This window comes from Deltaproteobacteria bacterium, assembly GCA_005879795.1.
Lineage (GTDB): Bacteria > Desulfobacterota > Binatia > DP-6 > DP-6 > DP-6.
Map to the genome: position 1 here is coordinate 1 of VBKJ01000031.1, position 8,371 is coordinate 8,371.

4 protein-coding genes are annotated in these 8,371 nt (G+C 71.6%); 3 read left to right on the forward strand and 1 reads right to left on the reverse strand.

Annotation, left to right across the window (positions count from 1 at the left end; all coding sequences use genetic code 11):
• Positions 1 to 1,343 precede the first annotated feature (1,343 nt).
• The 3 genes from E6J59_01250 to E6J59_01260 all read left to right on the forward strand — a co-directional run bounded on the left by E6J59_01250 (position 1,344) and on the right by E6J59_01260 (position 5,309).
• On the forward strand, positions 1,344 to 2,219 hold the full coding sequence (locus E6J59_01250; protein TMB23769.1) for a hypothetical protein: 876 nt from the start codon (positions 1,344 to 1,346) through the stop codon (positions 2,217 to 2,219).
• 194 nt (positions 2,220 to 2,413) lie between these two features.
• Positions 2,414 to 2,632, forward strand: a complete 219-nt coding sequence (locus E6J59_01255) for a hypothetical protein (GenBank protein TMB23770.1) — start codon at positions 2,414 to 2,416, stop codon at positions 2,630 to 2,632.
• A 472-nt stretch (positions 2,633 to 3,104) separates the two neighbouring features.
• Positions 3,105 to 5,309: a DUF1736 domain-containing protein gene (locus tag E6J59_01260; protein ID TMB23771.1), complete on the forward strand. Its 2,205-nt coding sequence runs from the start codon at positions 3,105 to 3,107 to the stop codon at positions 5,307 to 5,309.
• Between the two features lie 79 nt (positions 5,310 to 5,388).
• On the opposite strand, the gene E6J59_01265 is transcribed toward E6J59_01260, so the two are convergent.
• The gene (locus E6J59_01265; GenBank protein ID TMB23772.1) at positions 5,389 to 7,014 is read right to left on the reverse strand and encodes a tetratricopeptide repeat protein; all 1,626 of its coding nucleotides are present in this window, start codon (positions 7,012 to 7,014) and stop codon (positions 5,389 to 5,391) included.
• Positions 7,015 to 8,371 lie beyond the last annotated feature (1,357 nt).

The following is an 8,371-nucleotide window of genomic DNA, read 5'->3' on the forward strand; positions in this document are numbered from 1 at the left end:
GCGGCTTCGATCCGCCCCGACGCGGTCCTCTATCTCCTCCCGGCGGGGCTCGTCGCCGCCGCGCGCTGGCGGGAGGGGCGGCTCGGGTGGCGCGCCGCGCTCCGCCGGCTCGCCGCCGGCGCCGTCGCGCTGACGCTCGGCGTGGCGCCGCTCCTCGCCTACAACACGGCGGTGACCGGGCGGCCCTGGCGCTTCACGCAGGGCATGGAGGTGGAGGGGTTCTTCGCTGCGCCGGTCACACCCGCACCCGACCCGCCCGCCGAGCCCCGCGTCGGCTACCCCTCCGGCGCCTGGGGCGGAGGGACGCTCTCGCCCGTCCAGTGGCGCGGCGGGACGATCTCGCCGGTGCAGGGCGGTGGGCTCCGGCTCGGAAACCTCCCGCAGGTGCTGCCCCAGAACGTCGCGCTCCTGCGCGCCGCATACGGCGACGTGCTCCTCGCGCTCGCGCTCTGGGGCGCGCTCGTGGCGCTCGTTCAGCGGCGCGTGCTCTTCCTCGCCGCGGTCCCCTACTCGGTCGTGGCGCTCCTCTTCTTCAGCTGCTGGTCGAGGCCCGACCCGCGCTACCTCTCCGGCATGCACCTCCTCCTGCCGCTCCTGGTCGTCGAGGGAGCGCTCGGCACCTCCGCACTGGTGCGCAGCCGTCGGCCGGCCGAGGCGTGGGGGCTGGCCGCGGGCTTCGCCCTGGCGCTCAGCGCGGTCACGCTCCTCGCCGGCGAGACGCTGAGCACCGGGACGCTCGCGCACTCGATCCTCCTCGTGCCCGCGCTCGCGGCGGCCGGAGCCCTCGCCGCCGCGTGGTCACGGCGCGACGTGACGGCGCTCGGCGCTCCCGTGCTGGCGGTCGCGCTCGTCGTGCTGGCCGGCTGGCGCCTCTCGCCCCTGCTGGAGACGAGCGCCACCTTCCAGGGGGAAGAGATGGCGCGCGCGCGCGCCATCTTCGCGCGCAAGGTCGAGCCCGGCGCGGTCGTGATCACCACCGAGGACGTCGGCCGCCCCGCGGAGAACATCGAGTACTACAGCGGCGTGGCGCACGCGCTCTACCTGACCGACCTCGAGCGCTGGCGCCTCACGGTTGGCGACGCGGCCGAGCTCCTCGCGCGCGGCGGGATGACGCCGTACCTCCTCCTCCCGAAGGCGCAGCCGGGCCTCGACCGGCTGCTCGAGGCGCTCGGCCACCGCTTCGCGGTCGAGCTGGCCGCCGACATCCCCGCGCGGCGGGCCATCGACTACTTCGTCGCCGCGCGCTTCCTCCCGGGGGGCATCCACATGCAGCTCTACCGCCTCGGCCCGCTCGGCGCCGGCGCGCCTTGACGCACCCCGGGCCGGGCACTACAGCCTCGCGCATGACGCTCGCTCGCCGAGTCGCCCCGCTTGCATGCGTGCTCCTGCTCGCCGCCGCGTGCGGCGGCGGTGCGAGCGGGGGGCCCGCGCTCCCCGACGACGCGCTCTCCCAGCGCGTGATCGACTACTACCAGAAGAGCATCTCCACCCCCGGCGTCACCTTCACGGTCACCAAGTACGAGGACGCGGGCATCCCGGGCTGGCGCAAGGGAACCATGGTCGTCTCGCTCGGGCAGCAGACCCAGAACATCGGCTTCTACGTGACGGCCGACGGACACTACGCCTTCCGCGGCGACCTAGTGGACCTCACCGTCGACCCGCTGAAGCAGACCATGAGCAAGATCTCGCTCGACCATCAGCCCGAGCGCGGCCCCAAGGAAGCGAAGGTGACCATCGTCGAGTACTCGGACTTCCAGTGCCCGTTCTGCGCGCGCGTCTACGCCACGCTCGAGAACGACGTGCTCAAGGACTACGGCGACAAGGTGCGCTTCGTGTTCAAGAACTTCCCGCTCACCTCCATCCACCCGTGGGCCGGGGACGCCGCCCTCGCCTCCGAGTGCGCCTTCCAGCAGGGCAACGACGAGTTCTGGGCGATGTACAACGGGCTCTTCTCGAAGCAGAGCGACATCACCCGAGAGAACCTGAAGGACAGGGCGAGCGAGATCGCCAGGGACGCCGGCCTCGACGGCGCCGCGTTCCAGGAATGCTTCGACGGGAAGAAGGCGCAGGACGCCGTCGATGCGGACGTGCACGAGGCGAGCGCGCTCGGCGTCAACTCGACGCCGACCTTCTTCGTGAACGGGCGGCGGCTCTCCGGCGCGCTCGCGCCCGCGGACTTGAAGCAGGCGATCGACAGGGAGCTCGGGACCAAGGGATAGCGCCTGCGCCGGGCCGACTGGCCGCTAGCCCGACACATGACGCCGGCGACATCTAGGGGCATCTAGGGAATGTTCGCGCGGGCGCGGAGGGACGAGGCCGCCGCGCGCGCGACCGGCGATCTGCGGTTGGCGTTGCGGGCTCCGCGAGAGCCGGGCCCTCGCCGAGCTCGCGGCGAAGCTCACGGGCGCCTTCCGTGCCCGTCCAGCCGGACGTGGAGGAGAGGTACGTGGCGACGATCTATCTCCGCCCCTTCCTCAACGTCGCGGATGAAGGGGACTACCGGCTCCTCGTGACGTGGCTCCTCGCGGCGCTCCGCCCGTGCGGGCCCTATCCCATCCTCGTCCTGCACGGCGAGCAAGGGGCCGCGAAGAGCAAGAGGCCAAGCGCTAGAGAGCCGACTGCAAGCCGCTGAGATGGTACGGATGGCAGGGCGAGCCGTCGAACGATCCACCGCGCCGAGAGGACGATCACGACGAACATGATGGGTGCCTCGATCAGTTCAGCCGTCCTCGTACCGACACGCGGGACTACCCCAGGATGCGAATGGGACCGAGGACGAAGCCGGCTCAAAACACGAGGGCGGAGTAGAGAACCCCTGCTTTGAGAGTTCTCATTGCGGCGGGGCGCTCGATCAGACCGCCATATTGCGCAAAGCATGCACGTGAGGCGAGAGCCAGCCGCCCAGGCTCGTCGCCGCGTCTCTGAAGACGCGCAGCGGGCTCCCAGCGCCAAACGCGGGCATCCTCGATGAGGTCCGTGCGTGCGGGGGCTCGCGAGCGTGTACCAGAATCCGTTCGTAATCGAGCGGCGAGAGGTAGTCGAGGGCGAGCCGCGGCTTTCCGGCGCGCGAGGCCGATGGTAGACGCTCCGGCGGACTGACCTCGATGAGCACGCAGGGTCGACGCAGCGCGCGGCGTGCGGTTCCCGCGGCGGCGCAGGCGTCTGGCGCGGCGGCGACCGGGCTCTGGCCGCCGCTCGGCGGGCGCACCCATCTCCTTGCCCTCCTCGCCCTCGGCACCCTCGCTGCCCTGGTGTACGCCAACTCCTTCCAGGCGGGCTTCACGCTGGACAACGCCTTCCGCATCCACGGGGACGCGCGCGTTCACCAGGCGAGCGCGGACAACGTCCGGCAGATCTTCACCCAGGACTACTCCGCACCGCGCTTCGTGAACGGCGTCTACCGGCCGCTCACCACGCTGTCCCTGATGTTCAACTATGCGGTCCTCGGCGGCGGCGAGAACCCGGCCGGCTACCACGTGCTCAACCTGCTGCTGCACTGGGTCAACGCGGTCCTCGTCTACTGCCTCGCGCTCGCGGTGCTCGCCGACGCCTGGGCGGCGTTCTTCACGGCGGCGCTCTTCACCACGCACCCCATCGCCACCGAGGCGGTGACCAACATCATCGGCCGGGCGGACCTGCTAGCGACGCTGGCGGTGCTGGGCGGCACACTGCTCTACTTGAGGAGCGGGCAGGAGAGCGGGCGGCGGCGCACCGCGTGGCTGCTCGGCCTCGCGCTCGGCACGACGCTCGGCCTCCTCGCCAAGGAGAGCGCCGTCGGCATCCTGGGGGCGATGCTGGCCTTCGATCTCGCGTACCGGGTGCACTGGAGGTCGCCGGGCGGCGTGGCGGAGATCGGGCGGCAGCTCTGGGCTCTCTTTCGCACCGGCTACATCGCCCTCGTGCCGGCCTTCGCCGCCGTCGCGCTGCTGCGCGCGAGCGTGTACCGCAACCTCGAGATCGGCGAGGTCCCGTTCCTCGAGAATCCGCTCGTGCAGGCCGACGCGTTGAGCGCGCGGCTGACCGCGCTCAAGGTACTGGGCAGGTACGTCTGGCACCTGCTGTGGCCCGCGGCGCTCTCCTGCGACTACTCGTACGACGCGATCCCGCTCGTCGCATGGCCGCCGACCCGGTGGGAGGACTGGCAGGGGTTCCTCGCCCTCGCCGGCCTGGTCGCCGCGCTCGTGGCGCTCGTCCACTGGCGCCGGCGCAGCCCCGCATTCGTGTTCTTCGCGCTCTTCTTTCTCCTCACCTTCCTGCCGACCTCCAACCTCCCGCTGATCATCGGTACGATCATGGGCGACCGGCTGATCTACCTGCCCTCGGTCGGGTTCGCGGGTTGCCTGGTGGTCGCCGTCGCCGCGCTCTGCCACCGCCGTTTAGCAACCGTGCTCCTCGGCCTGATCGTGGTGGCGTACGGCGTGCGGACGCTCGCGCGCAACGCGGACTGGCGCGACGACCTGCGGTTGTTCGAGAGCGCGGCGCGGGCGGCGCCCGGCAGCTACAAGGTGCACAAGGCCCTGGCCTGGTCGCTGGACGCGCAGGACCGGGACCATGCGCAGCTCGATCGCATCATCGAGGAGGAGGAGCGGGCGTTGGCGATCATCGCGACCAGCTCGCTGCCCCCCGGGGCCCGCTCCTGGAGCCTGCTGCAGTCGCTCGGCGAGCACCACGCGTTGAAGGCCGCGCTGCTCGGTGCCGAGACCGCAGAGGGGCGACGCCGGCTGGCGAGAGCCGCAGACCTGCTCACCGAGGCAGCCGCGGTCAACCAGGCCAAAGAAGAGATCGGGCGCGCGAAGGCGCTCGGTCGAGACACGCGGAGCGGTGACGTCGTGCCTCCCGGCGCACCCGAGATCTACGCCGCCCTGGGCCGCGTCCATCTGACGCTCGGTGACATCGAGAAGGCGGGCGACGCGTTCGACCACCTCGCCCACCTCGTGCCCGCTCAACCCGATGCCCACGTCGGTCTCGCGCGCGTCCAGATCGCGCGCGGCGAGGTCGAGCAAGCCGCGGTCTCGCTCCTGGCGGCGCTCACCGTCGACCGCAGGCGCCAGGACGCCTGGCAGCTGCTCGTCCAGGTCTACGAGCGCACGGACCCGGGGGGCTGCGCGATCCTGCGCGAGGCTGGCAGGGCGGCCGTCAACTGGAACTGCCCGCTCGTGCGCACGCAGCTCTGCACCGCCGATGCGCAGCTCATCCGCCTCTTCCTGGCCGCCCGGCAGCGGCCAGCGGCGCAGCAGCTGGCCGAGCAGGCCGTGCGCCAGCTCCAATGTCCGCGCGAGACGATCGAGCCGCTGCTGGCGGGCGGCTGAGCGCCCGGGCCCGGGCTCACTCCTCGCCCCCTGGCCGAGCGCTCGGGCGCCACCCTCTCGACAGCCACGTCGCCGCGCTCTAGCGGTCCGACGGCGCCCCGCTCCGCCATTCGTCGGCGACGGTGAGGTTCCGGCGCGCGGCGGCGTACCCGGGGTTGATCTCGAGCGCCCGCCGGTAGTGCCGCTTCCCTTCCTCGACCTTGCCTTCCATGACGAGCACGTTGCCGAGGTTGTTGTGCGCGGCGGCAAACCCATCGTCGAGGGCGAGCGCCCGCTCGTACTGCGCCTCGGCCTCGGCCAGCCGACCCTCGGTGGCGAGCACGTTGCCCAGGTTGTAGAGCGCCTCGGGATAGGCGGGACGAATCCGCACGGCCTCGTGGTAATGCTCGGCGGCTTCCTCGAGCCGGCCCTCGCCCTGGAGCAGGAGCCCGAGGTTGTTGTGCGCCATCCAGGCCGACGGAGTCTTCGCGAGCGTGGCGCGCCAGAGCCTCTCCGGCGTCTGGTAGACGCTCGCCTGGTGCCAGACGAGCACGCCGAGCGACGCAAGCAGGACGCCGCCGAGCGGCAAGCGCGCCGTAGGCAGAATGCGCTCGGTCGTCACCGTTCCCGCCGCCACGAGGAGCGTGATGAGGCCGATGCTGGCGAGGTACTGGAAGTGGTCGGCCACGAACGAGTAGCGCATGGGGTAGACGTCGACGAAGCCGAGCGCCGGCCCGAGCGTCCCGCTGAAATACAGCGCGGCGACCAGCGGCGCCGGGCCGAGCCGTCGCCGCAGGGCCGCCAAGGCGACGACCACGGCCACCGCCCCGAGCGGGAAGAACCACGGCCACCAGGCGTGCGGCTCGAGCGCCCAGCGCCGGTAGGTGAAGGCCAGCTCGAAGGGCCACACAAGCTTCGCCGCGTAGAACCAGAGCGCCCGCCCTGCCACGAGACAACGCTCGGGGAGCGAAAGCGCCCAGTCCTCCCCGGCCGCGCCCACGTAATGCCGCTCCCACCACGCGGTCAGCACTCCGGCCGCCACACTCACGGCGGCCAGCGGAACCAGCGCGACGACCTGGCCCGGCGCGAGGCGGCCCCGCTTCCACCAGAGGATGAGCGCGACAGCGGCAGGCAGCGTGCAGGTGACGCTCTTGCTGAGCACGGCGCAGGCGAACGAGAGGAACGACAGCGCGTAGATCCGGCGCCCGCTCGCCGGCTCCTCGTCGTCCGCGAGGCCCCAGCGCAGGAAGCCGAGTAGCGCGAGCAGGTAGAAGAACCCCGACTGCACGTTCTTCAGCTCCGTCACCCAGGCCACCGACTCGACCTGCACGGGATGGAGGGCGAACACCGCCGCCGCCATCCAGGCGCCCGGGACAGCCAGGCGGCGCAGTACCCGCCAGAGCACGGCGGCGCTCACGCCGTGGAGCAGCACGTTGACGAGGTGGTAGCCGAGCGGCGCCAGACCCCAGAGGTGGTACTGGACCCACCACGAGGTGTGCGTCAGGGGATAGTACTGGAGAATCGCGCCCGGGGTGAGCCAGATGTCGACGAGGCCCTGCCACGTCCGGAGCAGCTGGTTCTGGGTGACGTGAAGATCGTCGTCCCAGATGAACCCGCCCCGGAGTGCGGGCAGGTAGGCGAGCACGGTGAGGGCGACGAGGGCGCCCGCGCCGGTGGCGAGGCGACTCGCGCCGCCACTCGGGCGCGAGCCGCGGCGGGTACTCACGGCGCCGGTCTCCTCGGGCCCACAGCCTTGCGGGCGCACCAGGGACCGTCATTCTGAGGTGCTGAGTGCTCCCGCTTCACTGGGCGCTTGGATGCCCTGGGATATCGACTCCACTGTCAAGGGGTGAGGTGCCAGTCAATGCGTCCTGCCCCACTAGCACTGCGCGGCGGCGGAAGTCACGGGACGCAGGGATGCTGGCGATGTGATGCTGGCCCATTCGAGCCCATCGGTTTCTGCCGACATGCCGGTCGCATCCGCCGGTCCGCTGCGGAGGCCGGCGGGCGTGCCTACCGGCGCCTACGGCGCGGGCTGGTGCCGGGCCCGCATGGAGGCGTCGGCCCGGGCGCTCGGCGACAGTCTGGTAGACGCTAGCTGGCCAGCAGTCTGGGCAGGTCGCGCATCACGTCAGATCGCGGCCCGGTCCCTAGCGGAGCCGGGGCCTCGCCCCCTGTCGCGGGAGCCTGCCCGGGGCAGGCTCCCGCAGCTCGGGACGCCTACGGCAGGAGCTGCGCCGTTCCCGGGAGCGCGACCGCGCCCGGGGCGGGCAGATCGCCCGCGGAGTCGACCGTCGCGTTGAAGGTCGGCGGGATGCAGAAGATGCTCACCAGCGTCGAGGGTTGTCCCGTGTTGCTGATGGGGCCGGCCGGCGAGCCGGTCTCGGTGATCGTGTGGGCGGCGCTCTTGCCCGGACCAAAGGCTCCAGCGTCCCGCTGCTCGCAGTCGGGCCAGGCCCCGTTCCCGTCCGTGCAAGCGGCGACAGGGACACCACCGACACTGCAAGCCTTGAATGTCGTAAAGCTGTCGCAGGTGCCCGTGCCCGCTCCGGTGCAGCACGCGTAGGGCTGGATGGACGCAGTGCAAGTGCTGTTGTGCGGGCAGGCCGCTGCCGGGTCCCCTTCGAAGCAGCCGCTTCCTGAACTAGCCGAGGCACTCGGGTTGGAGTCGCGGCAGAAACCGCAGAAGACGTTGTTCTGGTTGATGCAGGTGCCATCGCTAGTTCCCGGTCCCGTGCAGCAGGCGATGGGCTGCCCAGCTGCCGTGCACACGGCGGTCGCATTGTAGGTCGCGGCCGTCAGGCTCGTCGTTCCCGTCGTCAGGGCGAAGGCGATGGGGAGGGAGCCGATGTTGTTGGTGGCCGGCGGGGGGCAGTCGTGGCTGGTCGGGAAGCTCGGGGTCAGTGGCGAGTCGGCCGGCGTGCAGGCCCCGCCGTCATTGGCGCCGCCGTGGCACTTCCCGTCGCCCGCGCAGATGGGGCAAACCTGGACGCCCACGGAGCAGAACCCGCCGCCCGTACACGTCGAGTTGGCGGTGCACACGGTGCCGCTGTTGGTGCCGCCCACGCAGTGGTCGCTTCCAG

Coding starts and splice junctions, on each gene's coding strand:
- E6J59_01250 (TMB23769.1), top strand. CDS start 1,344: ATGACGCTCGCTCGCCGAGTCGCCCCGCTTGCATGCGTGCTCCTGCTC.
- E6J59_01260 (TMB23771.1), top strand. CDS start 3,105: ATGAGCACGCAGGGTCGACGCAGCGCGCGGCGTGCGGTTCCCGCGGCG.